This is a genomic window from Pseudomonas sp. B21-056 (genome assembly GCF_026016325.1).
GTDB lineage: Bacteria > Pseudomonadota > Gammaproteobacteria > Pseudomonadales > Pseudomonadaceae > Aquipseudomonas.
Map to the genome: position 1 here is coordinate 3,929,516 of NZ_CP087203.1, position 25,876 is coordinate 3,955,391.

At 63.7% G+C, this 25,876-nt stretch carries 24 protein-coding genes; 20 read left to right on the forward strand and 4 right to left on the reverse strand.

All coding sequences use genetic code 11. The features are described from left to right. Positions 1–10 precede the first annotated feature (10 nt). A complete protein-coding gene (tssK, locus tag LOY67_RS16415) occupies positions 11–1,339 on the reverse strand; it encodes a type VI secretion system baseplate subunit TssK (RefSeq protein ID WP_265063490.1) in 1,329 nt (442 codons plus the stop codon). 51 nt (positions 1,340–1,390) lie between these two features. Next, a complete protein-coding gene (locus LOY67_RS16420; RefSeq protein WP_265063491.1) occupies positions 1,391–1,855 on the reverse strand; it encodes a type VI secretion protein in 465 nt (154 codons plus the stop codon). A gap of 224 nt (positions 1,856–2,079) precedes the next feature. Here LOY67_RS16420 and tssB point away from each other — a divergent pair, with 224 nt between their 5' ends. The 10 genes from tssB (at position 2,080) to LOY67_RS16470 (ending at position 13,816) form a co-directional block, all read left to right on the forward strand. Continuing rightward, positions 2,080–2,640 carry a type VI secretion system contractile sheath small subunit gene (tssB, locus tag LOY67_RS16425; protein WP_041024202.1) on the forward strand — a complete coding sequence of 187 codons (561 nt, stop codon included), beginning with the start codon at positions 2,080–2,082 and terminating at the stop codon, positions 2,638–2,640. Between the two features lie 30 nt (positions 2,641–2,670). Then, a complete protein-coding gene (gene tssC, locus LOY67_RS16430; protein ID WP_265063492.1) occupies positions 2,671–4,152 on the forward strand; it encodes a type VI secretion system contractile sheath large subunit in 1,482 nt (493 codons plus the stop codon). 229 nt (positions 4,153–4,381) lie between these two features. Then, positions 4,382–4,879: an Hcp family type VI secretion system effector gene (locus LOY67_RS16435; RefSeq protein ID WP_265063493.1), complete on the forward strand. Its 498-nt coding sequence runs from the start codon at positions 4,382–4,384 to the stop codon at positions 4,877–4,879. A gap of 13 nt (positions 4,880–4,892) precedes the next feature. Then, positions 4,893–5,336, forward strand: coding sequence for a type VI secretion system baseplate subunit TssE (gene tssE, locus LOY67_RS16440; RefSeq protein WP_265063494.1), 444 nt, complete (start codon positions 4,893–4,895; stop codon positions 5,334–5,336). Beyond that, complete coding sequence (gene tssF / locus LOY67_RS16445; RefSeq protein WP_265063495.1) at positions 5,320–7,110, forward strand: type VI secretion system baseplate subunit TssF; 1,791 nt, start codon at positions 5,320–5,322, stop codon at positions 7,108–7,110. Before tssE ends, tssF begins: the two co-directional genes overlap by 17 nt. Continuing rightward, positions 7,074–8,099: a type VI secretion system baseplate subunit TssG gene (gene tssG, locus LOY67_RS16450; protein WP_265063496.1), complete on the forward strand. Its 1,026-nt coding sequence runs from the start codon at positions 7,074–7,076 to the stop codon at positions 8,097–8,099. Before tssF ends, tssG begins: the two co-directional genes overlap by 37 nt. 1 nt (position 8,100) lies before the next feature. Beyond that, the gene (tssH, locus tag LOY67_RS16455; protein ID WP_265063497.1) at positions 8,101–10,644 is read left to right on the forward strand and encodes a type VI secretion system ATPase TssH; all 2,544 of its coding nucleotides are present in this window, start codon (positions 8,101–8,103) and stop codon (positions 10,642–10,644) included. A 28-nt stretch (positions 10,645–10,672) separates the two neighbouring features. Further along, complete coding sequence (locus LOY67_RS16460) at positions 10,673–11,239, forward strand: hypothetical protein (protein ID WP_265063498.1); 567 nt, start codon at positions 10,673–10,675, stop codon at positions 11,237–11,239. Positions 11,240–11,250: 11 nt separating this feature from the next. Continuing rightward, positions 11,251–13,260 carry a type VI secretion system tip protein VgrG gene (tssI, locus tag LOY67_RS16465; protein WP_265063499.1) on the forward strand — a complete coding sequence of 670 codons (2,010 nt, stop codon included), beginning with the start codon at positions 11,251–11,253 and terminating at the stop codon, positions 13,258–13,260. A 13-nt stretch (positions 13,261–13,273) separates the two neighbouring features. Next, positions 13,274–13,816, forward strand: coding sequence for a toxin-antitoxin system YwqK family antitoxin (locus LOY67_RS16470; RefSeq protein WP_265063500.1), 543 nt, complete (start codon positions 13,274–13,276; stop codon positions 13,814–13,816). 450 nt (positions 13,817–14,266) lie between these two features. On the opposite strand, the gene LOY67_RS16475 is transcribed toward LOY67_RS16470, so the two are convergent. After that, entirely contained in the window at positions 14,267–14,662 is a 396-nt protein-coding gene (locus LOY67_RS16475) for a DUF4280 domain-containing protein (RefSeq protein WP_258624997.1), read from the reverse strand. A gap of 173 nt (positions 14,663–14,835) precedes the next feature. Here LOY67_RS16475 and LOY67_RS16480 point away from each other — a divergent pair, with 173 nt between their 5' ends. The 3 genes from LOY67_RS16480 to LOY67_RS16490 all read left to right on the forward strand — a co-directional run bounded on the left by LOY67_RS16480 (position 14,836) and on the right by LOY67_RS16490 (position 18,020). After that, on the forward strand, positions 14,836–15,903 hold the full coding sequence (locus tag LOY67_RS16480) for a phosphotransferase family protein (RefSeq protein ID WP_265063501.1): 1,068 nt from the start codon (positions 14,836–14,838) through the stop codon (positions 15,901–15,903). A gap of 23 nt (positions 15,904–15,926) precedes the next feature. After that, positions 15,927–16,694, forward strand: coding sequence for an SDR family oxidoreductase (locus tag LOY67_RS16485; protein ID WP_265063502.1), 768 nt, complete (start codon positions 15,927–15,929; stop codon positions 16,692–16,694). A gap of 210 nt (positions 16,695–16,904) precedes the next feature. Then, on the forward strand, positions 16,905–18,020 hold the full coding sequence (locus LOY67_RS16490) for a Gfo/Idh/MocA family protein (protein ID WP_265063503.1): 1,116 nt from the start codon (positions 16,905–16,907) through the stop codon (positions 18,018–18,020). Positions 18,021–18,057: 37 nt separating this feature from the next. On the opposite strand, the gene LOY67_RS16495 is transcribed toward LOY67_RS16490, so the two are convergent. Beyond that, entirely contained in the window at positions 18,058–18,621 is a 564-nt protein-coding gene (locus tag LOY67_RS16495; RefSeq protein WP_265063504.1) for a helix-turn-helix domain-containing protein, read from the reverse strand. 3 nt (positions 18,622–18,624) lie between these two features. Between LOY67_RS16495 and LOY67_RS16500 the strand changes: the two genes are divergently transcribed. The 7 genes from LOY67_RS16500 to LOY67_RS16530 all read left to right on the forward strand — a co-directional run bounded on the left by LOY67_RS16500 (position 18,625) and on the right by LOY67_RS16530 (position 25,820). Further along, positions 18,625–19,638 carry a DMT family transporter gene (locus LOY67_RS16500; RefSeq protein WP_265063505.1) on the forward strand — a complete coding sequence of 338 codons (1,014 nt, stop codon included), beginning with the start codon at positions 18,625–18,627 and terminating at the stop codon, positions 19,636–19,638. A 130-nt stretch (positions 19,639–19,768) separates the two neighbouring features. Beyond that, positions 19,769–22,684: a monovalent cation/H+ antiporter subunit A gene (locus LOY67_RS16505; RefSeq protein ID WP_265063506.1), complete on the forward strand. Its 2,916-nt coding sequence runs from the start codon at positions 19,769–19,771 to the stop codon at positions 22,682–22,684. Further along, on the forward strand, positions 22,684–23,028 hold the full coding sequence (locus LOY67_RS16510) for a Na+/H+ antiporter subunit C (protein ID WP_265063507.1): 345 nt from the start codon (positions 22,684–22,686) through the stop codon (positions 23,026–23,028). Before LOY67_RS16505 ends, LOY67_RS16510 begins: the two co-directional genes overlap by 1 nt. Beyond that, complete coding sequence (locus LOY67_RS16515; protein WP_265063508.1) at positions 23,025–24,710, forward strand: monovalent cation/H+ antiporter subunit D; 1,686 nt, start codon at positions 23,025–23,027, stop codon at positions 24,708–24,710. Before LOY67_RS16510 ends, LOY67_RS16515 begins: the two co-directional genes overlap by 4 nt. Continuing rightward, positions 24,707–25,195: a Na+/H+ antiporter subunit E gene (locus LOY67_RS16520; RefSeq protein WP_265063509.1), complete on the forward strand. Its 489-nt coding sequence runs from the start codon at positions 24,707–24,709 to the stop codon at positions 25,193–25,195. Before LOY67_RS16515 ends, LOY67_RS16520 begins: the two co-directional genes overlap by 4 nt. Beyond that, complete coding sequence (locus tag LOY67_RS16525; RefSeq protein WP_265063510.1) at positions 25,192–25,470, forward strand: K+/H+ antiporter subunit F; 279 nt, start codon at positions 25,192–25,194, stop codon at positions 25,468–25,470. Before LOY67_RS16520 ends, LOY67_RS16525 begins: the two co-directional genes overlap by 4 nt. Continuing rightward, positions 25,467–25,820 (forward strand): Na+/H+ antiporter subunit G, encoded by a 354-nt coding sequence (locus LOY67_RS16530; RefSeq protein ID WP_265063511.1) that lies wholly within the window; start codon positions 25,467–25,469, stop codon positions 25,818–25,820. Before LOY67_RS16525 ends, LOY67_RS16530 begins: the two co-directional genes overlap by 4 nt. Positions 25,821–25,876 lie beyond the last annotated feature (56 nt).

A 25,876-nucleotide genomic window follows, 5' to 3' on the forward strand; every position in this document is an offset into this window, starting at 1 on the left:
CCTTTTACGATCAGGCACTTTCACCTTGCGCGACGAACAACACCACTTGCCACGGGCTGCTGGCCTGGGTCGACGCCGGCGCGACGATGTGCAACGGCAGTTGCCCGTCGAACCACTGACCGCCCGCGGCCACCACGAACAACCGGGTGTCGTCGCCCACGCTATAGGCCACCTGCTCGTTGCGGCTCATGGCCTGATGGGGCAGACCGCTCATGCGCTGCCGGCTCAACAGCGGGACATGTGGCGCGGACGCGATGATCGCCCCGCGCAACCAATCGGCGGCGGCTTGCTCACTGGCGCCGTTGGGCATGCGCAGGCCGATCACCAGGCGTTGGCTCGGCTGGTCGTCGGGCAACTGGATGGAGAAGACCTGCTCATTGCGCTCGAAGGCCAGGCTGCGATAACCGGCGCGGACCAGTTCCAGGGTGATGTCGAGCCAGTCGAGCAGCGGTTCGTAACCGCGTTGCAACTCGAGGAAATCCAGGGGTGCAAACGCCGGTACGCCGGCCAGCGGATCGAGCGCCGACCAGGCCCCGGCCAGCCCGAGCAACAGACCGTACAGCGCCTGGGGGGTCGCCACCCGCGTGTTCAGGCTGCCTTCGACTTCCGGCAGGCGCGCCCACAGGGCGGTCATCTGCCGACGGATCTCCAGCGCATCGTCCTGGTTGCCGGCCGCCTGGGCCTGGCGCAACCGACCGGCGAGGAACAGGCATTTTTCCCGGGCCCGGGCACACAGCCCGGCAATCCGCCGACCGAGCACCGATTCGGGCAACAGGACCGGCGTGGGCGGCGTATAGGCCACCCGCAGAAAACCGCCGCCTTCCTTGCGAATGCGCAACAGCGGCAGACAGATCGAATCGGCCTTGCTCAGTTGCGTGCACAGCCGCGGGTTGGGGCGCCAGACGGTGATGGATTCGGGAAACTCGCCGCTGGTGAGGTCCGGCAGCGCATCGCCGACCACCGATTGCAGGCGTCCCTTGAGCGGCAGCAATTGCCCGGCACGCCAGAGCGGGCTGATCGCCAGGTACACGGTGACGGTGGCATCGTCGGTCTTGTTGACCGCCTCGGTGATGTCCAGCTCCAGGGTCGGCCCGACACCGGCCTGGAGACTGACCGGCAAACCGTCCGGCAAGGTGCCCTGCAGTTGCAGCAACCGGACCTGGCCGGCACTGAGGGCCGATGGGTCGACCTCCAGTTGGCTGACACCCCAGAACCAGGGATTGCAGGCCGCCGCGACATGCGCGGCGAGGGCCTCGGCGCGCAGTCCTTGCAGTTGAAAATGCTGGGGCAACAGTTGCATGCCCTCATGCCAGCACACCGCGTCAGGTAACAGACTCATACGACTCCCTTCGACATCCCAGTGTCGCCGCACGAGGCGGCCCGCGGTCATTCAAGGCTGACTGGCATTGAGTTGGCCGTCATTGACGAGGCTCATCTCACGGCTGTCGAACTTCAGCCAGGCGTTGCGCTGATCGTCCAGCCGGAGCCGGTGGGCTCCGGGTGTGTTATAGCTGGCGAAGACCAAAAGTCCAGCGGCGCGCCGGCCCTCCAGCGGGAAGGGTTGGCGGTCGATGAACTGTCCCGGAACCAGCTCCAGCCCCCACACCGATATGAGTTGACGATAGTCGCGCTGGAACTGTTCGCGCTCGGCGAACCACTGGCGGGCGGTGATGGCCGACAGTTGCTTGAGCAGGTCAGGATCGTTCACCGCGATGAAATCCACGGCGATCGGCGTGTCGTCGTTGGCGCCGGACGCGACGTCGAGGGTCAGGCTGTCCAGGTCGACGCTGGGCGCAAAGAACGAGCAACCGCTGAGCGCCAGGCTGAAAAAAAATCCATGAAAAAACACACGCAAAATGAATCTTCCTTTTCGTCGCGGTCAAAAATTGTTTTTGCTTGCATTTTTATAGACCTGTTCTAGCGTCTTGGATAGTTCGACCTGCACGGTCGAATGCACCAGGTTCGTCAACGGAATGACAGGTTTTCTGCCCTCCATTTGCAACCTGCGGATCAGCAAGGGAATGCGATGAGCGGGCCTCCCGATGCATTGCTTCCACTCATGCATCGGAGTCGGCCGCCATGGCAGAAAGTACCCAGCACAAGCTCGACAGAGTCCGTCCTCCCCGCGTCCAGATCACCTACGACGTGGAAATCGGCAATGCCATCGAAAAGAAAGAATTGCCACTGGTCGTCGGCATTCTGGCCGACCTCTCGGGCAAGCCACTGGACCCGCTGCCCAAGCTCAACGAGCGGCGCTTCACGGAAATCGATCGCGACAATTTCAACGAGGTCCTTGCCTCCATCGCCCCCCGCGCCACGCTCCAGGTGAACAACACCCTCAGTGGCGACGACAGCAAGCTCAACATCGAACTCAACTTCCGCCACATCGATGACTTCGACCCGGTCAAGGTCGTGGAGCAGGTCACGCCATTGCGCCGTCTGTTCGAAGCCCGCCAGCGCCTGCGCGACCTGCTGACCAAGCTCGACGGCAACGATGACCTGGACAAGTTGCTGCGCGACGTGATCGTCAACACCGAAGGCCTGCAAGAGATCAAGTCGGCCCGGCCCCAGGACGCACCGCAAGAGCTGCCGACCGTGGCCGCCAACGATGATCCGGCCCCGGCCGAACCACAGGCCTGATCGTGCTCATCACTCAAGGGAGATAAAGCCATGCCTGCTTCATCCAGCGCTCAAGCCAGCGAGAGCACGACCCAGACCCTGTCCCTGCTGGACAAGATCATCGCCGAAGGCCGTATGGCCCACGACGACAGCCAACAGGATTACGCCCGCGACATGCTGGCCGAATTCGCCACCCAGGTCCTCGACGAAGGCATGGCCATCGACAAGGACACCGTGGCGATGATCAACGACCGCATCAGCCAGATCGACCGGCTGATCAGCGCCCAGCTCAACGAAGTATTGCACCACCCCGACCTGCAGAAACTCGAAGCTTCCTGGCGCGGCCTGCACCTGTTGGTGCAGAACACCGAAACCAGCACCCGGCTCAAGCTGCGCCTGCTCAACGTCACCCAGAAAGAGCTGCAGAGCGATCTGGAAAAAGCCGTCGAGTTCGACCAGAGCGCACTCTTCAAGAAAATCTACGAGGAAGAATACGGCACCTTCGGCGGGCACCCGTTCAGCCTGTTGGTGGGCGACTACACCTTCGGCCGCCATCCGCAGGACATCGGCCTGCTGGAGAAACTTTCCAACGTTGCTGCTGCGGCCCACGCACCGTTCATTGCCGCCGCCAGCCCGCGCCTGTTCGACATGACCAGTTTCACCGAACTGGCAGTGCCCCGGGACCTGTCGAAGATCTTCGAGAGCCAGGAGCTGATCAAGTGGCGCTCGTTCCGTGAAAGCGAGGATTCGCGCTACGTGTCCCTGGTGCTGCCGCACTTCCTCCTGCGCCTGCCCTACGGCCCGGACACCCGGCCAGTGGAAGGCATCAACTACGTCGAAGACGTCAATGGCACCGACCACAGCAAGTACCTGTGGGGCAATGCCGCCTGGGCGCTGTCGCAACGCATCACCGAAGCCTTCGCCAAATATGGCTGGTGCGCGGCGATCCGTGGTGCCGAAGGTGGCGGCGCGGTGGAAGGCCTGCCGGCCCATACCTTCCGCACCAGCTCCGGGGACCTGTCACTCAAGTGCCCGACCGAAGTGGCGATCACCGACCGCCGTGAGAAAGAGCTCAACGACCTGGGCTTCATCGCCCTGTGCCACAAGAAAAACAGCGACATCGCGGTGTTCTTCGGCGGCCAGACCACCAACCGGGCCAAGGTCTACAACACCAACGAGGCCAACGCCAACGCACGGATCTCGGCGATGTTGCCCTACGTGCTCGCGGCCTCGCGTTTCGCCCACTACCTGAAGGTGATCATGCGCGACAAGGTCGGCAGCTTCATGACCCGCGACAACGTGCAGACCTACCTCAACAACTGGATCGCCGACTACGTGCTGATCAACGACAACGCGCCCCAGGAGATCAAGGCGCAGTACCCGTTGCGCGAGGCGCGGGTGGACGTGACGGAAGTGGCCGGCAAGCCGGGGGCGTACAAGGCCACGGTGTTCCTGCGACCGCACTTCCAGCTTGAGGAACTGACCGCCTCGATCCGCCTGGTGGCGACCCTGCCGCCACCGGTTGCTGCCTGACGACTGAAACCTGTGGCGAAGATGCTTGTTGTGGCGAGGGGATTTATCCCCGCTGGGGCGCGAAGCGGCCCCAAATCCCGGCAACTCGGTCTATCCGAGAGATTGAGCTGGCTGTTCAAGGGGCTGCTACGCAGCCCAGCGGGGATAAATCCCCTCGCCACAGGGGTTCGGCATTCGTTTCTAGCGGTATTGGGTACCACCTACTTGTCCTCTTCTGGAGTTCCACACAATGGATGCAATCATTCTCGACCTCGGCGGCGACATCAAGGGCGACAGCCTGCTGGAGGGTTTCACGGACAAGATCGAGGTCATGTCCTACAGCCACAACGTGGCGATGCAAGTCACCAACGACGTCAGCAACTCGGAGCGTACCTCCGGCCGGCCGCACATCGGTGAGTTCACCCTGACCAAATTCATCGACAGCTCCACGCCGTCGCTCAACGAATATTGCTGCGCCGGCAAACCGATCCCGCAAGCCGTCATCACCATCGGCCGCAACGCCGCCGAAGGCAGCGGCCAGATCATGCCCTTCATCGTCTACACCCTGACCAACGTGGTGCTGTCCAACGTCAGCGTCAGTGGCGGTACGGGTGGCAAGCCGGTGGAAACCGTGTCATTGAACTTCACCAAGATCAAGTGGGAGCTCACCGCCCAGAAAGACGACGGCACCAAGGAAGGCACGGCGGGCACGACCTGGGACCTGGCGGCCAACAAGATGACCAAGTAGGGACGCTGCCGCCATGGCTGGCTTCGGGCTTCGCCCTCCGCTGTTCGAACGCCTGGCCAGCCAGGCGGATGAGCACGGCCGGGTGTTCGACCGGCAGGCGTTGCAGGATTCGGTTCACGCCGAACTGCAGCGCCTGTTCAACACCCGACGCGGCCCCCAGGCACTGACCGAACCACCGAGCATCCTCGATTACGGCATTGCCGACTGGACCGCGTTGCAACAGCAGCGCAGCGATGACCGGCGCTTGCTGACCCGGGAGATACACCAGGCCATCAGCCATTTCGAACCTCGCCTGCAACTGGGCGAGGTCCAGGTCGTCCCGGTACCGGGCCACCCGCAACAACTGAGCATACGGCTGTTGGGAGTGCTGCGCGGCGACGTGCACGCATGGCCCGTGGCATTTGTCATCGAGCACGCTGGCGACGGTCTTGAGGTGCGACATGAGCGACTCGATTGACCCGCAACTGCTGGACTACTACCAGCGCGAACTGACCTGGCTGCGGCATGCCGGGAGCCTGTTCGCCGAACGCTACCCCAAGGTTGCCCGGCGCCTGGAACTGTCCCCCGGCGAATGCCCGGACCCGCACGTCGAACGGCTGCTGGAAGGCTTCGCGCTGCTGGCCGCCCGCCTGCAACGGCGACTGGACGACGACTACGCCGAGTTCAGCGATGCCTTGCTCGAACAGCTTTATCCCCTGGCCATGCGGCCACTGCCTTCGTGCGCAATCGTGCAGTTCGAGCCCGACCCGAGCAAAGGCAACCTCGACGACGGCTACCCCCTGCCCCGGGACACGCCACTGTTCGTCACCACGGACAAGGGCCAGAGCATTCACTTTCGCACCACCGCCGCCGTGCACCTGTGGCCGCTGGCAGTCAGCGAAGCCGTGCTGCTGGGCAGTGACGAGGCCCAGGCGCTGACCGGCGTGGTCCAGGCGCGTTCGGCCTTGCGCCTGAACCTGCGCTGCCTGGGCGAGCGTCAATGGTCGACGCTGGGGATCGACTACCTGCGGGTGCACCTGGCGGCTTCGCCGATGATCAACGCCTGGCTGTACGACCTGCTCGGCGCCCACACGGTCAAGGTCCTGGCCGGTGCGCCGGGCAGCGTGCCGGAACCGTTGGCCGGCCTGCCGCAGGTCGTCGGTTTCGCCAGCGATGAAGTCCTGCTGCCGGACGAAGATGGCGTGCATCCGGGCATGCGCCTGCTGGCGGAATACTTTGCCTTCCCTGACAAGTTCGGCTTCTTCGACCTGCCCCTGGCCGGAGCAACCAGCGACAGTTCGTCCCTGTACCTGTACATCGTTTTTGATCGCGCCCCTGCCAGTCGCCTGCCGCTCCAGGCCAGCGACATCGCCCTGGGCTGCACGCCGGTGATCAACCTGTTTCCCCGGACCAGCGAACCGCTGCGCCCGGACGGCACCCGCAGCGAATATCGGCTGGTGGCCGACAGTCACCGGGAAAACAGTGTCGAGATCCACAGCATCCGCACCATGCGCGCCACGTCCAGCCAGGGCGTGCGCAAGGTGCCGGCCTATTACGGCAGCCAGCACGGCAACGACCAGACCTGCTATTGGCATGCGCGGCGGGTCAGCGGCATGAGCCCGAACCGGCTGGGCACCGACTTGATGGTCAGCCTGGTGGACACCCAGCTCGACCCGCTCGCCGATACCCGCGACTACAGCCTCACCGCCGAACTGCTGTGCACCAGCCGGCACCTGGCCCAGAGCCTGCCGGCGGGCACGCCGCTGGGTTTCGAGCGTCCGGGCCCGGTGGCCTGGGCGCGCCTGCGCAACCCGCCGAGCCCACAGAGCCTGCCACGGCTGGACGGTGAATCGCGCTGGCGGCTGGTGTCGCAGTTGACCCTCAACCATTTGTCCCTGGTGGAAGGCCCCCAGGCGCTGGATGCGCTGCGCGAGATTCTGGAACTGCACAACCTGCGGGACGAGGCCAGCGCCCGCCGTCAGATCGAAGGAGTCATGGGCCTGGGTTGCGACCGGGTCATCGCCCATGTCGGCGAAGACGCCTGGCGCGGCTGGCGCAACGGCCTGGAAGTACGCCTGCAACTCGATCCGCAGCATTTCGTCGGCAGCAGCGCCGTGCTCTTCTCCGGGGTACTGGCGCAGTTCTTCTCACTGTATGCCACCGCCAATCGCTTCGTGCGCACGGTACTGGTTCAGTCCGACAGGGAGGTGAAAACGTGGCAACCCCAAGCCGGCAAACCCCTGACACTCTGAACCTGAGCCAACGCCTGCGACACGATCCGCAGAGCTTCGAATGGCTCCAGGCGCTGTTGCTGCTGGAGCGTGAGCATCCCCAGGCCGAGCCCCTGGGCAGCGGCACCGCGCCCCACGCCGAAGCGTTACGCCTGCGTGGACCATTGACGCCGCTGTTCGCCGCCAGTGAAGTCGAGCACCTGAGCCAGGCACCCGATTCGCCACCCGTGCTGACCACGCCGATCTTCGGCCTCGGCGGCCCCGACGGCCCGTTGCCCTATGCCTATCAGGAATGGCTGCAGCAACGGGCGCGAGCGCGGGATCATGCGCCGGCGGAATTTCTCGATCTGTTCCAGCATCGCCTGCTCAGCCTGCTCTACAAAGTGATGCGCAAGCACCGCATCGCCCTGGGCTTCACCGCCCCGGGCGCCTCCGCCGTACAGGCCCAACTGCGCGCGCTGACCGGCCTGCTGCCCAAGGCCTTGCAGGAACGCCAGGCCGCCCCCGATTCCGCCGTACTGGCATGCACCGCGCTGTACGCCGATGGCCGGCGTTCCCTGGCCGGATTCGCGGCCATCGTCCGCGAGCAGTTCGGCTTGCCAGTGGAGCTGACCGCGTATGAAGGTGGCTGGCGCGAAATCCCGCCAGCCAGCCGTAGCCGCTTGCAACCGGGCGGTCGCAACCTGCGCCTGGGTCGTAGCGCAGTGGCCGGTACCCGGGTCTGGGACGAGCATGCCGGCGTGCGCCTGACCCTCGGCCCATTGAATGCAGCCCAGGCCGGCGGATTGTTGCCCAACGGCGAAACCCATCCGCTGCTCGCCAGCCTGTATGCCCTGTATTTCGGCCCCGACCTGGATTGCACCCTGGTGCTGTTGATCCGCGGTGCCGGCCCGTTGCAACTGGGCCATCAGGCCCCGCCTCGACTGAACTGGAACGGCGGCCTGCAACGGCAGTCGAGCCTGGCCGTGCAACGGATCGAAACCCGCCTTCGTCAGCCGGAGATCGCCTGAAATGGAACTGGCCAGCCTGATCGGACGCCTCAACCCGGACAACCGCCGCGCCCTGGAACGGGCCGCGCAGCGCTGTATGCAGCGCAGTCATCACTACGTGGAAATCGAGCATCTGCTGCTGGAGTTGCTGGACATCGAAGGCGGCGACTTCGCCTGCCTGCTGCCGCGCTTCGGGCTTGAGCGTGACGCGGTGGCGGCAGAAACCAACAAGGCCCTGGACCTGTTCAAGGCCGGCAGCACCCGCACCCCCGCCCTGTCGGCGCAGACCATCGGCCTTTTGGAAGACGCCGTGGTCCAGGCCAGCGTGCTCGGCCTGGACAGCATCCGCTCGGGGCTGTTGCTGCTGGCGCTGCTGGACCGTGATGAGCGCCGTAGCCTGTTGCTCAACAGCGCCTCGTCGCTGCTGCGCATTCCACGGGATGCCTTGCGCACGCATCTGCTGGAGTGGACCGAAAGCTCCCGGGAGCATGTCGGCGTCCCACGTGCGGCCAAACCCGGGCAGGCGCCGCAAAAACAGGACCCGGTACTCGACCAGTACACCCAGGACCTGACCGATGATGCCCGTAACGGCCGCATCGACCCCATCGTCGGGCGCGACGGTGAGATCCGCCAATGCATCGATATCCTGCTCAGGCGCCGGCAGAACAACCCGATCCTGGTGGGCGCACCGGGCGTCGGCAAGACCGCCGTGGTCGAAGGCCTGGCCCTGCGCATCGCTGCCGGGGATGTGCCGCCATCGTTGCAAGAGGTCACGCTGCGGGTGCTCGATCTCGGCCTGTTGCAGGCCGGCGCGGGGGTCAAGGGTGAATTCGAGCAACGCCTCAAAGGCGTGATCGACGCGGTGCGCAGCGCCGAGAAACCGATCATCCTGTTCATCGACGAAGCCCATACCTTGATTGGTGCCGGTGGCGCAGAGGGCGGCAGCGACGCGGCCAACCTGCTCAAGCCGGCCCTGGCCCGGGGCGAGCTGCGCACCCTGGCCGCCACTACCTGGTTGGAGTACAAGAAATACTTCGAGAAAGACCCGGCCCTGGCCCGCCGCTTCCAACTGGTGCAGGTCGAAGAGCCGGACGAACTCACCGCCGTGGAAATGCTCCGTGGCGTGGCCAGCAAACTGGAGCAGCACCACGGCGTGCAGGTGTTGGATGCGGCGATCCACGAAGCGGTGAAACTCTCCCACCGCTACATTTCCGGACGGCAACTGCCGGACAAGGCCATCAGCGTGCTCGACACCGCCTGCGCCCGGGTCGCCCTCGGCCAGCACGACGTGCCGCCCCCCCTGGAAAGCCTGCGTCACCGGCAGAACAGCCTCAAGGACGAAGTCGAACGGCTGCGCCGTGAGCAGGCCACCGGGCTGGACCATCGCGAACGCATCACCCTGCTGGAAGGCGAATCCACCCACAACGTGCAGGCCATCCGCGAACTGGAAACCCGCTGGGGCGAAGAACGCGAAGCCGTGCGCGAACTGCTCGACACCCGGCGCGAACTGCTGGCCCTGAGCGAACGCGCCGACGCTGAAAAAGCCGACACCGAAGTCGACAATCGCATCGACCACCTGGCCGCCGAACTGCTGCGCCTGGAAGCCGGCCTCGATGCCATTCGCCAGGACGATCCGCTGGTGCCCGAGCAGGTGGACAGCAAGACCGTGGCCGCCGTGATCGCCGGCTGGACCGGCATCCCCGTCGGCAAGATGCTCGCCGATGAAGCCCATGCCGTGCGCACCCTCGGTCAGCGCATGGGCCAACGGGTGATGGGCCAGGCCACCGCGCTCAATACCATCGCCCAGCGCCTGCAAGCCTACCGCGCCGGCCTCACCGACCCGCAGAAACCGGTGGGTGTGTTCCTGTTGGTGGGCCCTACCGGGGTGGGCAAGACCGAAACCGCTTATGCGTTGGCCGATGCCTTGTACGGCGGCGAACGCAACCTGATCAGCATCAACCTTTCGGAGTACCAGGAAGCCCATACCGTCAGCCAACTCAAAGGCGCCCCACCCGGCTACGTCGGTTACGGCAGCGGCGGCGTGCTCACCGAGGCAGTGCGGCGCAAGCCCTATTCGGTGGTGCTGCTGGATGAAATCGAAAAGGCCCACCCCGATGTGCTCGAGGCGTTCTACAACGTCTTCGACAAGGGCCTGATGGAGGACGGCACCGGCCTGGTGGTGGATTTCAAGAACACCGTGATGCTCGCCACCAGCAACGTCGGCGCCGAATTGCTGCTGGACACACCGGCCGCGCAACTGGGCAGCGATGCCTTCAACGAGGCCTTGCACAAGGTACTGCTGCAAGCGTTTCGTCCGGCGTTCCTGGCACGCATGACGGTGGTGGCGTATCGGCCGCTGGATGAGGCGACGCTGGAAGGGATCGTGTTGGCGAAACTGGAGAAATTGCGCGGGCGCTACAAGGCGGCGACGGGCAAGCAGTTCGAGTTCGATGCCGGGATCGTCAAGGCCGTACTCGCCAAGTGCAGCGCGGCGGGGGCGCGGGATGTCGAGAACGTGTTGATGACGCAGGTGACGGGGAAGTTGGCGGAGTGGGTGTTGGAATAATTTCATTGTCGTTGGAGGAAACATCATCATGTTGAAGGCCAGTCTCGAACAGCACAATCGCCACCTTCGCCCCACTTTTCCCACTGCCCATACCGGCATTGAGACCTTCGACCTGAGCCTTGACCTTGATCGGGACTTGTTGGCATTGGTCGAAGGCACCACCCATCGCGCCTACTACCTGCCCTGGAATATGGACTCGGGTCTTTACGTCGACCTCCCCGCGCATCCGACAGGCAATGATCCCCTGTTGTTTCTCACCGCAAACCTGACGGGATGCTGCGTGGGCATTCAGAACTTCGGTGGCTTCATCAGGGTCAGGCACTACAACCTGTACACCTCTGGAAACCAGAATCCGGTTTTTTCCCAAGACGATCTTTTCCGTTACGGCACCAACATTTCCTGGCTGTTGCCTGCGGATAAATACAATGTCGGCGCAATACAACGGGCAGCCCCCTATACCCATCAGGGTCCTTGGGCCGAAGCGGTCTTGTGGGGCGAGTACGTCGCCACTTATTGGCCATTCACGTCGAAATGGCACTTTTACTACCAGAACGGCAACAGCAACAAAGTTATCCATGAACTGAATTATCAATAACAGGTCGCCCGATGCCCCGCGACACCGACAGTAACGCCACTCTCTCACTCACCGCCGCCACGGTGTCGGCGCTGTTTCCTGAATCATTGTCCGGTGAAGAGCGCCTCAATGCTCTGGGCTCGCATATCCTCAATGGCGTCGTCGACGGCGCCCCGCTGACGCTCGCCAGCGCAGTCGCCAGCCATGTCACCACCACCCTGCACAAGGACGCCCTGCTGCGCCCGTTGGATTGGCTGGTCGCCGAAATCCGCCAGCTTCCCGCCGACGCCACCGCCGAGCGCTATCAACTGCTGCTCAGGCCCTGGCTCTGGTGGTTGAGCCTGGCCAGCAACAACCGCGTGTTCCAGAACCTCGCCACCTCGGACATCGTCACGACGATTTTCAAGGCCCACGCGTTTACCGATTTCCAGCTCAAGCTCAGCGGCAGCTACACGCCGAGGGAATATTGCGTGCAGTACGGCGAAACCGATCTGGCCTTCGTCTCGCGCTTGATGGAGGAAGACGGGATTTTCTGGTTCTTCAGCCATGAAGCCGGCAAGCACACCCTGGTGCTGGCCGACAGCAACGACGCCTTCGCACCGATTCCCAACGGGCCGACAGTGAACTATCTCGGGCAAGGAATGGGCAAGCGGGAACTGCATGGCATCCGCTCGGGGCACGTGTCCCTGCAAGCGGTGGCCGGGGTCTATCAGACGACCGATTATGAATTCACCACGCCGACGACCTCGCTCTACAGCCAGGCCGAAGCCGTGGCCGGACCCAGCTCGATGTACGACCATCCGGGCGGCTATAACGCCAAGGCCCAGGGCGATGCGCTGACCAAGCAGCGGGTGGACGGTTTGCGCAGCCAGGCGCAGCGGTTTGTCGGCGAAAGCGATTGCCGCTGGCTGGTGCCGGGGTATTGGTTCACCCTCGCCGGCCATGAAGACCCGTCGCTGAATATCGACTGGGTGGTGACCTCGGTCAGCCACGAAGCCAGTCACGACAGCTACCGCAATCGCTTCGAAGCGATCCCCAAGGCCACGCCATATCGACCCGCCCGCCTAACGCCGAAACCGCGCATGCACACCCAGACGGCGCTGGTGGTGGGCAAGGCCGGCGAAGAAATCTGGACCGATGAATACGGGCGGATCAAGTTGCAGTTTCCCTGGGACCGCACCGGCAAGAACGACGAAACCTCGTCCTGCTGGGTGCGGGTGGTCCTGCCCTGGAGCGGCAAGGGTTTTGGCATGCAGTTCGTGCCCCGGATCGGCCAGGAAGTCATCGTCACCTTCATCGATGGCGACCCCGACCGACCGCTGGTGACCGGCTGCGTCTACAACGGCGACAACGCCCTGCCCTACGCGCTGCCGGCGAATCAGACCCAGTCCGGGATCAAGACCAACTCGTCCAAGGGTGGCGGCGGCTTCAACGAGCTGCGCTTCGAAGACAAGAAAGACGCCGAGGAGGTGTTTCTCCAGGCCCAGAAGGACTTCAACATCAACGTGCTCAACGACACCACCGCCACCGTCGGCCACGACGAAACCCTGACCGTGCAGAACGCCCGCACCCGCACGGTGAAGGATGGCGACGAGACCGTCACCCTGGAAAAAGGCAAGCGCAGCGTGACGATCCAGACCGGCAGCGACAGCCTCGATGTGAAAGACACCCGCAGCGTGACGGTGGGCTCGGACCAGAACCACAGCACCGGCGGCAACTACACGCACAAGGTCACCGGCAACTACGAACTGACGGTGGACGGCAACCTGACCATCAAGGTCAGCGGCACCCTGACCCTGCAGAGCGGCGGCAGCTTCGCGATCAAGAGCGGCGCGGACCTGGCAGCCCAGGCCAGCACCTCCATCAGCCAGAAGGCCGGCACCGCCTTGAGCAACCAGGCCGGTACCTCGCTGGAGAACAAGGCCGGCACCACCCTGACCAACGACGCCGGCATCAGCCTGGTGAACAAGGCCGCCGCCGAACAGACAGTGGACGGCGGCGGCATGCTGACCATCAAGGGCGGCCTGGTGAAGGTCAACTGACGGGAGTGCAACGATGGCCTCGAAGCAACTCGATGTGGAAAGTGGCGACAGCCAACTGAACGGTCAATTGATCGACGGCCACCTCGACGGCCCGCTGCACATCGAAGAAGCCCGGCGCCCGCAAGCGAAACTCAACTACAGCCGGGGTGAACTGCAAGGCACCAGCACCTTGTACCACCCCAATGGCAAGGTCTCGGCGGTGTTGCCGTTTGTGCAAGGCAAACTGCAGGGCGTGGCGAGCTTCTACGCGGCCGAAGGCGGATTGCAGCGCCAGGCCACTTATCGCGGCGGGTTGCTGCACGGTGAAGCCAACAACTATTTCCCGGATGGGCAACTGGCCGAGGCCGAGTTCTATCGCGACGGCGTGCGCGACGGCCGCTATCGCCGCCTGCACCCCAACGGCAACCCGGCGGTCGAGGCCCGTTACCTCAACGGCCAACTGCTGGAACCGGCCCACGCCTACGCCGAGGATGGGCGACCATTGGATGCGGATGGCAAGCCGATCTCTCGGATACGCTGGTGGTTCAGGCGCTGGAATGATCCGGCGCAGGCCTGAGCTCCTTGCTGCTGTAGGACCTTGCAGGGGACACAAGACCTGAAGCCACCGGAAAACCCGGTGGGAGCGAGCCTGCTCGCGATGGCTATCTGTCAGTTACATTAATATTGGCTGAGCCACCGCTATCGCGAGCAGGCTCGCTCCCACATGGGTTCCGGGCTGGGCGCAGGATCTCCATCCACCGCCAATCCCCTGTGGGAGCGAGCCTGCTCGCGATGGCTATCTGTCAGTTACATTAATATTGGCTGAGCTACCGCTATCGCGAGCAGGCTCGCTCACACATGGGTTCCGGGCTGGACACAAGATCTCCATCCACCGCCAATCCCCCGTGGGAGCGAGCTTGCTCGCGATGGCTATCTGTCAGTTACCGCTTTTCAAAAGTGAGCCGCTGTAAAAGCGGAACCATAATCAGCCGTTACCGCAGCAATGGATATGTACCCGGTCAACAAGTCAGGGAATCAACATCTGCACCTGCCCCGGCACAACAATCTTGATCACCCCCGCCCAGGAACACATCAAGGTGCTGTTGGCATCGATCGCCGGCATGTTGCCCAACAACAAGGTGGGCGCCCCACCCGGTATCCAGGGCGCAGCAGTAGCCGGAATACAAGGCATGGGGGTCAGCACACCCAGGGCCGCCGCAGTCGCAGCGGCTACGGTAGGGTTCGCCAGGCTCATGCACATCCCGAACGTGGTGACGTTCACCAGCGGGATATGGTCCATGATATTCGCCGCCGGCATCCCACCGGTCAGCATGCGATTGACCGGCAATACATTGAGCACCGCCGGGGCTGCGCCAAAGCTGCATTGCAGGGTGGCGGTACTGCAGACTTGCGGGCATCCCATCGCGGCGGCTCCATGAAGCGACCCCGAAACCATAGCTCACCTGCGCGCATCAGGCCCGCTGATTATCCGGCAACACGCTAACCTATAAGACCCGGGCGTGCTTGTGACGCCTCCCACACGCCATTAGATTAGCCAATGATCGATGGCCTCCAGAATAAGCAGAAGGGATAAGCATGGCGTTTACTGATCAGTCCACCCGCGTGCGCGACGGTGAAGAACTCGATGCCAACCTGATCGACCCGTACCTCAAGGCCCACATCCCCGGTCTCACCGGCACGCCACGGATCAGCCAGTTTCCCGGCGGCGCGTCGAACCTGACCTACCTGCTGGAATACCCCGAACAGGAATTCGTCCTGCGCCGTCCGCCGTTCGGTCACAAGGCCAAGTCCGCCCATGACATGGGCCGTGAATTCCGCATCCTCAACCAGTTGCGCGACGGCTTTCCGTATTGCCCGAAAGCCTATGTGCATTGCACCGACGAATCGGTGATGGGCGCCGAGTTCTATGTGATGGAACGGGTCAAGGGCATCATCCTGCGCTCCGACCTGCCGCCGGAACTGGGTTTCGACGCCGCCCGCACCGAAGCGCTGTGCAAGAGCTTCATCGACCGGCTCGTCGAACTGCACCGGGTCGATTACCAGGCCTGCGGCCTGGCCGACCTCGGCAAGCCCGAAGGCTACGTGGCCCGCCAGATCCGCGGCTGGAGCGAGCGCTACGAAAAAGCCCTGACCCCCGACGCGCCGCAATGGGAGACGGTCAAGGCCTGGCTCAACGACAAGATGCCTGCCGATCATCCGACCTCGAGCATCGTCCACAACGACTACCGCTTCGACAACGTGATCCTCGACCCGGACAACCCGATGCAGATCATCGGCGTGCTGGACTGGGAGCTGACCACCCTCGGCGACCCGCTGATGGACCTGGGCAACAGCCTCGCCTACTGGATCGAGGCGACGGACCCGGCACCGGTCCAGTTGATGCGCCGCCAGCCCAGCCATGCGCCCGGCATGCTGACCCGTCGCGAGTTCGTGGATTACTACGCCGAACGCGCCGGAATCCGCATCGACAATTTCGATTTCTATTACACCTACGGCCTGTTCCGCCTGGCCGGTATCGTCCAGCAGATCTATTACCGCTTCTTCCACGGCCAGACCCAGGACAAACGCTTCGCCCAGTTCGTTCAGATGAACAAACTGCTGGAGCAGATGAGCCTGCAGGTTATCGGTCAATCCACGCTCTGAGCGCCCTATAACAAGGAAACAGCATGTCCAAGACCCAGTTGTTCGACCTCGACGGTAAAATCGCCTTCGTTTCCGGCGCCAGCCGTGGCATCGGCGAGGCCATCGCCAAGTTGCTCGCCCAGCAAGGCGCCCATGTGATCGTTTCCAGCCGCAAGCTCGACGGTTGCCAGCATGTGGCCGATGCCATCATCGCCGCGGGCGGCAAAGCCACCGCCATTGCCTGCCACATCGGCGAAATGGAGCAGATCAGCCAGGTCTTCGCCGGCATCCGCGAACAGTTCGGACGCCTGGATATCCTGGTGAACAACGCAGCCACCAACCCGCAGTTCTGCAACGTGCTGGACACCGACCTCGGCGCCTTCCAGAAAACCGTCGACGTGAACATTCGCGGCTACTTCTTCATGTCGATAGAAGCCGGCAAATTGATGCGCGACAACGGCGGTGGCAGCATCATCAACGTGGCATCGATCAACGGCATCTCGCCGGGAGTCTTCCAGGGCATCTACTCGGTGACCAAGGCCGCGGTGATCAACATGACCAAGGTGTTCGCCAAGGAATGCGCGCAGTTCGGCATCCGCTGCAACGCCCTGCTGCCGGGCCTGACCGACACCAAGTTCGCCTCGGCACTGGTCAAGAACGACGCCATCCTGAAAACCGCCCTGGCGCAGATCCCGCTCAAGCGCGTGGCCGACCCGAGCGAAATGGCCGGCACCGTGTTGTACCTGGCCAGTGACGCGTCGAGCTACACCACGGGCGTGGCGCTGAATGTGGATGGCGGGTTCCTTTCCTGACACCGCATTTCCCCCTGTGGGAGCGAGCCTGCTCGCGATGGCGGTGGCTCAGTGGCATTGATGTTGACTGACACACCGCCATCGCGAGCAGGCTCGCTCCCACAGGGGTCTTCGCAAGGCAAATGAATATTTATTCCAATATTTGCAATTTGCGAATATTTATTCCATAAAGAACCCTCCTGAACATCACCATTCAAAGGGCTCTTTCTCATGCGCGAACTCGGCATCGGTCTGATTGGCACCGGTTTCATGGGCCGTGCCCATGCCTTGGCATTCAACAATGCCAAAGCGGTCTTCGACCTTCCCCTGAACTTGCAGCTGGCAGCGTTGGCCGATGCCGATCCACAGCGCGCACGGCAATGCGCCCGGAGTTGGGGGTTCGAGACGGCTCATAGCGACTGGCAACAACTGATCGACGACCCGAAGGTCAATCTGATCGCCATTACCACCCCCAATCACCTGCACTTTCCGATGGCCATGGCGGCGTTGGCGGCGGGCAAGCCGGTCTATTGCGAAAAACCCTTGGCGGTCTCCCTGGAACAGGCCGACCAGATGCGCCAAGCCGCCAAGGCTGCCGGCGTGGTGACTCGGGTCGGCTACAACTACCAGCACAACCCGATCATTCATCTGGCACGGGAAATGATCCAGCGCGGCGAGCTGGGCCGGATCATCAGTTTCCAGGGCGAGTTCAGCGAGGATTTCATGGCTGATCCGGCCTCGCCGTGGTCATGGCGTTGCGAAGCGGCCCATGCCGGTGGAGCGCTGGCGGACCTGGGCAGCCACTTGCTGGCCATGGCCCGCTATCTGCTGGGCGATGTCGAGGCGGTGTGCGCCGACAGCCAGACCGTGCATAACCAACGCCCCGCCAGCGCCGGCAATCCCGAGCAACGCACCCTTGCGGTAGACGATCAGGTCCACGCCCTGCTGCGTTTCAGCTGCGGCGCCCGGGGCACGGTGAGCAGCAGTTGGCTGAAACACGGCCGTAAGAATCAGCTGGGCTTCGAGATCAGCGGCACCCTTGGCACGCTGATATTCGATCAGGAACGGCTGAACGAACTGCAAGTGTGCCGTGTCGGCCAGGCGGGTTTCCAGCGACTGCTGGCCGGCCCGGACCTGCCAGGCTATGCCGCGTTCAGCCCGGCCGCCGGGCATCAGTTGGGCTACAACGAATTGAAGACCCTGGAGGTGCAGGAATTGATCATGGCCCTTGCCGATCAGGGTGGCAGTGGGACGGACTTCGAAGAGGCCTGGGAAGTGGAGCGGCTGGCGGCGGCAATTCGCCTGTCGGCACGGGAACAGCGGTGGGTGCAAGTCAGCGGTTTGTGACCCCGCGTTGCACCTCGCCACTGGCTGTCTTTAGGAATCAAATCACCACGTTGCGTACGAACCGCGTCGCCACCGCCCCATCGTTGCGATAACCATGGGGCTGGTTACTGGCGAACATGAAAAACTCACCCGAGCCGATCCGACGCTCTTCCTCGCCCAGCAGCAAGGTCAGGCACCCCTCGAATACATAGAGCTGTTCGCTCCAGCCATCGTTATCCGGTTCAGACGCGTAATGTTCGCCAGGCTCCAGGCGCCATTCCCACAGTTCGACTTCGCGGCTGGCATTGGCCTTGGCCAGGAGCACAGCTTTGCTGCCGGAGATCGTGCCGGCCCAGGCCAGCTCGTTGATACGGCTCGGGTCACGGACATCGGGGGCCTGGATCAGATCGCTGAAGGCCACATCGAGGGCTTCGGCAACACGGTCCAAGGTAGTCAGGCTGACGTTCTTTTCACCGGCCTCGATGGCGACCAGCATGCGCCGGCTGACCCCGGACAGTTCCGCCAGCGCCGTCTGGCTGAGCTGCGCGGCATGTCGCAGACGGCGGACGTTCTGGCTGACGTGTTGCAGGACTGAGGCGCGCTGGCCGTTTTCTTTGTGCACGGTATGACTCATTTGTCGAGATTGCGCATTATACTGCCCAACTTCGGACGCATTGTGCGTCCCTCTCCAGTGGCGCGCAAGGTCATGGCATCGGTGAACGCCCCTCAAACTTCCTCCCGCTTCCTGCAGCTCAGCAAGGCTGAATGCGTGCTGGTGCTGATCACCATGATCTGGGGCGGTACTTTCCTGCTGGTGCAGCACGCCATGACCGTCAGCGGGCCGATGTTTTTCGTCGGCCTGCGCTTTGCCGCCGCGGCGGCGTTTGTCGCGCTGTTCTCCTGGCGACATCTACGGGACCTGACCTTGTTCGAACTCAAGGCCGGGGCCTTCATCGGCGTGGCGATCATGCTCGGCTATGGTCTGCAGACGGTCGGCCTGCAAACCATCCCCAGCAGCCAGTCGGCGTTCATTACCGCGCTCTATGTGCCATTCGTGCCGCTGTTGCAGTGGCTGGTGCTGGGCCGTCGGCCTGGCTTGATGCCGAGCATCGGCATCATGCTGGCGTTCACCGGGCTGATGTTGCTATCGGGACCTGCCGGTGCGTCGCTGAACTTCAGCCCCGGCGAAATCGCCACGCTGATCAGCGCCATCGCGATTGCCGCCGAAATCATCCTGATCAGCACCTATGCCGGCCAGGTCGATGTGCGCCGTGTGACCGTGGTGCAGCTGGCAAGCACGGCGGTGCTGGCGTTCCTGATGGTGGTGCCGACCCAGGAGGCGCTCCCGGGATTCTCCTGGACCCTGCTGTTCAGCGCCGTGGGCCTGGGCGCCGCCAGCGCGGCGATCCAGGTGGCGATGAACTGGGCACAGAAAAGCGTCTCGCCGACCCGCGCCACACTGATCTACGCCGGTGAACCGGTATGGGCCGGCATCGCCGGGCGCCTGGCGGGCGAGCGGTTGCCGGGGATTGCCTTGCTCGGCGCGGCATTGATCGTGGCGGCGGTGATTGTCAGTGAACTCAAGACCCGGAGCAAAAGTGCCATCGAGGCGGACAAGGTGCTGGAAGGTGAGGGTTGAGGCCATTCCCTGAAACAACTCAAAACAGGAAAACTCCAGCTATCTTGTAGGATTCTGCGACATCCTCGCGGTTGGTGATCAGGATCACGCCACGTATGATCCCTCACAACCTCCCGCCGAATAGAAGCCTATGTCACTGATAGTTCTATTGCTTTTGCCCTTCATCGGCAGCTGTGTCGCGGCGCTGCTGCCGCATAACGCCCGTAACGCCGAATCGCTGCTGGCAGGCCTCGTCGCCCTGGTCGGCACCGTTCAGGTGGCCTTGCTCTACCCGCAGATCGCCAGCGGTGGGGTGATCTACGAGCAATACGCGTGGTTGCCCAGCCTGGGCCTTAACTTCATCCTGCGCCTGGACGGGTTTGCCTGGCTGTTTTCGTTGCTGGTGCTGGGTATCGGTACGCTGGTGTCGTTGTACGCCCGCTATTACATGTCGCCGGAAGATCCGGTGCCGCGTTTCTTTGCATTCTTCCTGGCGTTCATGGGCGCCATGCTCGGGCTGGTGATCTCCGGCAACCTGATCCAGATGGTATTTTTCTGGGAATTGACCAGCCTGTTCTCGTTCCTGCTGATCGGCTACTGGCACCACCGCGCCGATGCCCGGCGCGGCGCCTACATGGCCTTGATGGTGACCGGGGCCGGCGGGTTGTGCCTGTTGGCCGGGGTGCTGCTGCTCGGCCACGTGGTGGGCAGCTATGAGCTGGACAAGGTCCTGGCGGCTGGCGATCTGATCCGGGCCCATGCTCTCTACCCCATCCTGCTGACGCTGATCCTGCTCGGCGCCCTGAGCAAAAGTGCCCAGTTCCCGTTCCATTTCTGGTTGCCCCACGCCATGGCCGCGCCCACGCCGGTCTCTGCGTATCTGCACTCGGCGACCATGGTCAAGGCCGGGGTGTTCTTGCTGGCACGGTTGTGGCCGTCGCTGTCGGGCAGCGAGCAATGGTTCTACATCGTGGGCGGTGCCGGGGCCTGTACGCTGTTGCTGGGGGCCTACTGCGCGATGTTCCAGAATGACCTCAAGGGGTTGCTGGCCTATTCCACCATCAGCCACCTGGGGTTGATCACCCTGCTGCTGGGCCTGAACAGTCCGCTGGCGGCCGTGGCGGCGGTGTTCCATATTCTCAACCACGCCACTTTCAAGGCCTCGCTGTTCATGGCCGCCGGGATCATCGACCATGAAAGCGGCACCCGGGACATCCGCAGGCTCAGCGGCCTGGTGCGGCTGATTCCCTTCACCGCGACCCTGGCGATGGTCGCCAGCGCGGCGATGGCCGGGGTGCCGTTGCTCAACGGTTTCCTGTCCAAGGAAATGTTCTTCGCCGAGACGGTGTTCATTTCCGCCACGGCCTGGGTCGAATTGGCGCTGCCGATCATTGCCACCATCGCCGGAACCTTCAGCGTCGCCTACTCCCTGCGCTTCACCGTGGACGTGTTCTTCGGCCCGACGGCCAGCGATCTTCCCCATATTCCCCACGAACCACCGCGCTGGATGCGCGCGCCGGTGGAATTGCTGGTGTTCACCTGCCTGCTGGTGGGGATTTTCCCGGCCCAGGTGGTCGGTTCCTTGCTCGCGGCGGCCGCGCTGCCGGTCGTGGGGGGGGCCCTGCCCCAGTACAGCCTGGCGATCTGGCATGGTTTCAATGCGCCGATGATCATGAGCCTGGTGGCGATGTCGGCTGGCGTCGTGCTGTATCTGCTGCTGCGCAAGCAATTCAAGCGTGGGCAGATCACCCGTACTCCGTTCATTGGCCGGTTCAGCGGCAAGCGTCTGTTCGAGCGCAGCCTGGTGCTGATGATGCGCCAGGGCCGGCGACTGGAGCGACTCATCAGTACCCGCCGCCTCCAGGCCCAGTTGTTCCTGCTGGTGCTGGCAGCGGTGCTGGCCGGGCTGATCCCGATGCTGCACAGCTCGCTGGTCTGGGGCGACCGGCCGAAGATTCCCGGCTCCATCGTCTTCGTCATCCTTTGGCTGCTGGCCATCGCCTGTGCCCTGGGCGCGGCCTGGCAGGCCAAGTATCACCGTCTCGCGGCCCTGACCATGGTCAGCGTCTGCGGGCTGATGACCTGCGTGACCTTCGTCTGGTTCTCCGCCCCCGACCTGGCCCTGACGCAACTGGTGGTGGAAGTGGTGACCACGGTGCTGATCCTGCTGGGCCTGCGCTGGCTGCCTCGGCGGATCGAGGACGCAGCGCCCCGGCCCGACAGCGAACGGCGCGCGCGCATCCGGCGCCTGCGTGACTTGCTGTTGTCCGGCGCGGTGGGTGGCGGCATGGCGCTGTTGTCCTACGCGATGCTGACGCGCCAGACGCCCAACGACATTTCTTCGTTCTACCTCAGCCGGGCCCTGCCCGAAGGCGGCGGCAGCAACGTGGTCAACGTGATGCTGGTGGATTTCCGCGGCTTCGACACCCTGGGGGAAATCACCGTGCTGGTGGCCGTGGCCCTGGCCGTGTTTGCCCTGCTGCGGCGCTTCCGGCCGCCGAAGGAAAGCATGCAGCTACCAGCGCAGCAACGCCTGCTGGCGCCGGACGTGGTCACCGACCTGGTCAACCCGCGGCATGCCAGCGACACCGCGCTGGGCTTCATGATGGTGCCGTCGGTGCTGGTGCGCCTGCTGTTGCCGATTGCCCTGGTGGTGTCGTTCTACCTGTTCATGCGCGGTCACAACCAACCAGGTGGCGGTTTCGTGGCCGGGCTGGTGATGTCGGTGGCGTTCATCCTCCAGTACATGGTCGCCGGTACCCAGTGGGTCGAGGCGCAAATGAGCCTGCGACCGTTGCGCTGGATGGGCACCGGGTTGCTGTTCGCCACGGCGACGGGCCTGGGGGCGATGGCCGTGGGCTACCCGTTCCTCACCACTCACACCTGGCATTTGAAGTTGCCGCTGCTGGGTGACATTCACCTGGCCAGCGCACTGTTCTTCGACATCGGCGTGTACGCCGTGGTGGTCGGCTCGACGCTGCTGATCCTCACCGCGCTGGCGCACCAGTCGGTGCGGGCCCACAAACCGGGCCTGCAGGCCAAAGCCCTCAAAGGAGCCACCCCCTGATGGAAGAAGTCATCGCTATTGCAATCGGCGTCCTGGCCGCCTCCGGTGTCTGGTTGGTGCTGCGGCCACGGACCTTTCAGGTGGTCATGGGCCTGTGCCTGCTGTCCTACGGCGTCAACCTGTTCATCTTCAGCATGGGCAGCCTGTTCATCGGCAAGGAGCCGATCGTCAAGGACGGCGTGACCCAGGACCTGTTGCACTACACCGATCCGCTGCCCCAGGCCCTGGTGCTGACCGCCATCGTCATCAGCTTCGCCATGACCGCGTTGTTCCTGGTGGTACTGCTGGCCTCCCGGGGCCTGACCGGCACCGACCATGTGGACGGCCGGGAGCCCAGGGAATGATGTTGACGCCCCATCTGATCGCCGCCCCGATCCTGCTGCCGCTGCTCACCGCTGCGTTGATGCTGATGCTGGGCGAAAAGCACCGCTCGCTCAAGGCACGGATCAATCTGTTCTCCAGCCTGCTGGGCCTGGGCATCTCGGTCATGTTGCTGCATTGGACCCAGGACCAGGCCCTGCCCGCCTCCATTGGCGTGTATTTGCCGGGTAACTGGCAGGCACCGTTCGGCATCGTCCTGGTGGTAGACCGCCTGTCGGCGCTGATGCTGGTGCTGACCGGCATCATCGGTGTCAGCGCCCTGTTGTTCGCCATGGCCCGCTGGCACGGCGCCGGGGCCAGTTTCCATGCATTGTTCCAGATCCAGCTGATGGGCCTCTATGGCGCCTTCCTCACCGGGGACCTGTTCAACCTGTTCGTGTTTTTCGAGGTATTGCTGGCCGCCTCCTACGGCTTGCTGCTGCATGGCTCGGGGCGGGCGCGGGTGTCGTCAGGCTTGCACTACATCTCGATCAACCTGCTGGCCTCGTCATTGTTCCTGATCGGCGCGGCGTTGATCTATGGCGTCACCGGCACCCTGAACATGGCCGACCTGGCCCTGAAAGTGCCGCTGGTGCCAGAAGCCGACCGGGGCTTGCTGCATGCGGGGGCGGCGATCCTCGCGGTGGCGTTCCTGGCCAAGGCCGGCATGTGGCCGCTGAACTTCTGGTTGGTGCCGGCCTATAGCGCCGCCAGCGCACCTGTAGCGGCGCTGTTCGCGATCATGACCAAAGTGGGCGTCTACACGATCTTGCGCCTGTGGACCTTGCTGTTCTCCGGCCAGGCCGGTGCCTCTGCCTATTTCGGCGGCGACTGGCTGATCTACGGCGGCATGGCGACCATCGTCTGCGCGGCCATCGCCATTCTGGCCGCCCAACGCCTGGAACGCATGGCCAGCCTGAGCATCCTGGTGTCGGCCGGCATCCTGTTGTCGGCCATCGGCTTCGCCCAGCCGAATCTGGTGGGTGCTGCGCTGTTCTACCTGGTGAGTTCGACCCTCGCGCTGTGCGCACTCTTCCTGCTGGCGGAGCTGATCGAGCGCTCGCGTTCGGCCAATGAGTTGTCGCTGGAGGACGACCTCGATACCTTGCCGCGACCGCTGGAGTCCCTGCAACCGCCCAAGGGCACCAACCTCGATGACGAGCAGAAAGCCGTGGTCGGGCAAGTGATTCCCTGGACCATGGCGTTCCTGGGCCTGAGTTTCATTGCCTGCGCGCTGTTGATCGTCGGCATGCCACCGTTATCGGGATTCATCGGCAAGCTGGGGCTGTTGAACGCCCTGCTCAATCCCCAGGGGCTCGGAGCTGACACTGGACAGCCGGTGTCGCCTCAGGCATGGGGCCTGCTGGCCTTGCTGATCCTGTCCGGGCTGGCCTCGTTGATCGCTTTCTCGCGTTTGGGCATCCAGCGTTTCTGGACGCCAAAGGAACGGCCGTCACCCTTGCTACGGCCTTTCGAATGCCTGCCGATCATTGCGCTGCTCGGCCTGGGGATCGCCTTGACGTTCAAGGCTGAACCCCTGCTGCGTTATACCCAGGACGCCGCCAATGCGCTGAACACGCCGGAACACTACGTGATGTCGGTGCTTGCTACCCGTAGCGTCCCCAGCCCCGACGCCATCAGCGCAGTGCCGGAGGTGCAACCATGAAACGCCTGTTTCCCGCGCCATGGCTGTCCCTGGCACTCTGGGCGCTGTGGCTGCTGCTGAACCAGTCCCTCAGCGCCGGGCACCTGCTGCTGGGGGCGGCGCTGGGCTTGCTGGCACCGCTGCTGATGCGCCCGCTGCGGCCACGCCCCATTCGTATCCGACGCCCCTGGGTGGTGCTGCGGCTGTTCCTGCGGGTGGGTCGTGATGTGCTGGCGTCCAACCTCGCGGTGGCCTGGGGCGTGCTGAATGCCGGGCGGCGCCCGCCTCGCTCGCGGTTCGTCAAGGTGCCGCTGGACCTGCACGATGCCAATGGCCTCGCGGCCTTGTCGATGATCACCGCGATGACTCCCGGGACCGTCTGGTCGGAACTGGCGCTGGATCGCCGCGTCCTGCTGATGCATGTGTTCGATCTGGAAGACGAAGCGTCGTTCATCGCGCATTTCAAGGCCACTTATGAGCGACCGTTGATGGAGATTTTCGAATGAGTCCGTTACTGTCCAACGCGATTCTGCTGAGCCTGTTCCTGTTCTCCCTGGCACTGGTGCTGACCCTGCTGCGGCTGTTCAAGGGGCCATCGGCGCAAGACCGGGTCCTGGCCCTGGATTACCTGTACATCGTTGCGATGCTGATAATGCTGGTGCTGGGCATTCGCTACGCCAGTGACACCTACTTCGAGGCGGCGTTGCTGATCGCCCTGTTCGGCTTTGTCGGCTCGTTTGCCCTTGCCAAGTTCCTGCTGCGTGGCGAGGTGATCGAATGACCGGGCAATTATCGATGTGGGTCGAGGTGCCGGTGGCGATCCTGCTGGTACTCGGCAGCCTGTTCGCCCTGGTCGGGGCCATCGGCCTGGTGCGCTTGAAGGATTATTTCCAGCGCATGCATCCACCGGCCCTGGCTTCGACGCTGGGGGCCTGGTGCGTGGCGCTGGCCTCGATCGTTTATTTCTCGGCGCTCAAGTCCGGGCCGGTGCTGCATGCGTGGCTGATACCGATCCTGCTGTCCATCACCGTACCGGTGACCACCCTGCTGCTGGCCCGGGCGGCGTTGTTTCGCAAGCGCATGGCCGGGGATGATGTGCCGGCGGAGGTGAGTAGCCGGCGGCAAGACTGACGGACATTCCGAGCCGTGCACTATTGTGGCGAGGGGATTTATCCCCGCTCGAGTGC